2 protein-coding genes and 1 pseudogene are annotated in these 2,102 nt (G+C 61.1%); all 3 read right to left on the reverse strand.

Annotated features, from left to right (window positions below; translation table 11 throughout):
* Nucleotides 1-1,045 (reverse strand): enoyl-CoA hydratase-related protein (locus Q8K05_RS11905; RefSeq protein WP_305246814.1); only part of this gene is annotated, 1,045 nt, incomplete at its 3' end.
* 173 nt (nt 1,046-1,218) lie between these two features.
* Nucleotides 1,219-1,914, reverse strand: a complete 696-nt coding sequence (locus tag Q8K05_RS11910) for an ABC transporter ATP-binding protein (protein WP_305246815.1) — start codon at nt 1,912-1,914, stop codon at nt 1,219-1,221.
* A gap of 2 nt (nt 1,915-1,916) precedes the next feature.
* Nucleotides 1,917-2,102: pseudogene (locus Q8K05_RS11915) on the reverse strand (ABC transporter ATP-binding protein); the annotation flags it as partial.

A 2,102-nucleotide genomic window follows, 5' to 3' on the forward strand; every position in this document is an offset into this window, starting at 1 on the left:
TGACCTGCGCTTCGTAGTTTTTGCGAATCGTGGCGACGCCGCGGTCTAGCGCCTCCTGCTTCATTTCCAGCATCTTGACCGGAATGCCGGCGTTGAGGAAGTTCATGGAAATGCCGCCCCCCATGGTGCCAGCGCCAATCACGGCGATCGATTTGATCTCGCGCTTCGGGGTGTCTCCGGGTACGTCCGGAATCTTGGAGGCAGCACGCTCGGCCATGAAAATATGGCGCAGCGCGCGGCTTTCCGGCGTCCACATCAGGTTGGTGAAGAGCTCACGCTCGAACTGCAAACCGTCTTCAAATTTCCGTTGGGTCGCGGCTTGCACGGCGTCCACGCATTTGAGCGGCGCGGGGAAGTTCTTGGCCATGCCCTTGACCATGTTGCGCGCGAACTGGAAGAAAGCCTCGCCGTTGGGGTGCTTGCAAGGCAGGTTGCGCACCAGCGGCAGCGGGCGCGTATCGGCAATCGACTCGGCAAAGGCAAGCGCCTCTTGCGCCAGCGATTCGGGTGACTGGGCCATTCTGTCGAACAGTTTCTGGCCAGGAATCTGGGCCAGCAACTCACTCTTGACGGGTTCACCGCTCACGATCATGTTCAGCGCCGGCTCAACGCCCAGCGCGCGCGGCAGGCGCTGGGTGCCGCCCGCGCCAGGCAGCAGGCCGAGCTTGACCTCCGGCAGCGCAACGCTGCAGCCCGGCGCCGCGATGCGGTAATGACAGCCGAGCGCCAGTTCCAGTCCGCCCCCCATGCAGACCGAATGAATCGCGGCAACCACGGGCCTGGATGAGTTTTCAATCGCCAGGATGACACTCAGCAGATTGGGTTCGGCCAGGGCTTTGGAGGTACCGAACTCCTTGATGTCCGCGCCGCCGGAAAAGGCCTTGCCGGCTCCGGTCAGCACAATCGATTTGACGGCAGCGTCTGCATTGGCTTTCTGCAGTCCATCCGCGATGCCCAAACGTGTCGAATGACCCAGGCCATTGACCGGTGGGTTCTCCAGGGTGATCACCGCGACGCTGCCGCGCACTTCGTATTTCGCTGTCATTTGCTTTCCTTTGTTGCGTTTTCCCCGGCCGTTTGCCTGATCGCAGCAGGATTGTTCAAACGGGTCAGGTCACCAAAAATAGTACGACCGTTCTTTTTTTATTATAGAGAGCTTATGTTGCACTGCAACCCTGACGGTACCCGGCTTTGTCCCAGTCGTGACAAAGCCAGGTGTCAGACCTCCAGCCACTCTTTGCGGATGTAGGTGTCGGCGCGCAGGCTGTCAGGCGTGCCCTGAAACACAATGCTGCCATGGCCCATGACCAGCACCCGGTCAGAAATCGCCATGGCAATGGTCAGCTTTTGCTCGATCAGCAACACCGAGACGCCCTTGGCCTTCAGTGTTTGAAGGTATTGCCCCACCAGTTCGACAATTTTTGGCGCCAGCCCTTCGGTCGGCTCGTCGATGATGATCAGGTCCGGGTCGCCCATCAGGGTGCGGCACAGCGTCAGCATTTGCTGTTCGCCGCCCGACAGTACGCCGGCTTCGGTGTGCTGGCGCTCCTTCAGGCGCGGGAACATCCGGTACATGTCGTCGAACGACCAGCGGCTGCCTTTGCCCGACCCTTTCTGGCCGAGCAGCAGGTTCTGGTGCACCGTGAGCTTGGAGAAAATGTCGCGGTTCTCGGGCACGTAGCCTAGCCCGAGGTGCGCGATCTCATAGGCTTTTTTGCCCAGCGTCTGCTGGCCTTTCCAGAGCACCGAGCCCTGGCAGTCCACCATGCCCATGATGGCCTTGGCCGTGGTCGAGCGGCCCGAACCGTTGCGACCCAGCAGCGCCACGATTTCACCGGCGTTGACGTCGAAGTGCACACCATGCAGCACATGGCTTTTGCCGTAGTAGGCGTGGAGATTTTCGATTTTCAGCATGGTCAATGCCCCCCCGCCTGTGAGTCGGCCACGGAAGAGCCCAGGTAGGCCTCCTGCACACGCTGGTTGGCGCGCACCGCATCGGGCACATCGAAGGCGAGGACCTCGCCGTAGACCACCACCGCTATCTTGTCGGCCAGGCCGAACACCACGCCCATGTCGTGTTCCACGGTCAGGAGGGTCTTGCC

Origin of the sequence: Polaromonas sp., from assembly GCF_030682935.1 — a bacterium.
Classification (GTDB): domain Bacteria; phylum Pseudomonadota; class Gammaproteobacteria; order Burkholderiales; family Burkholderiaceae_C; genus Polaromonas.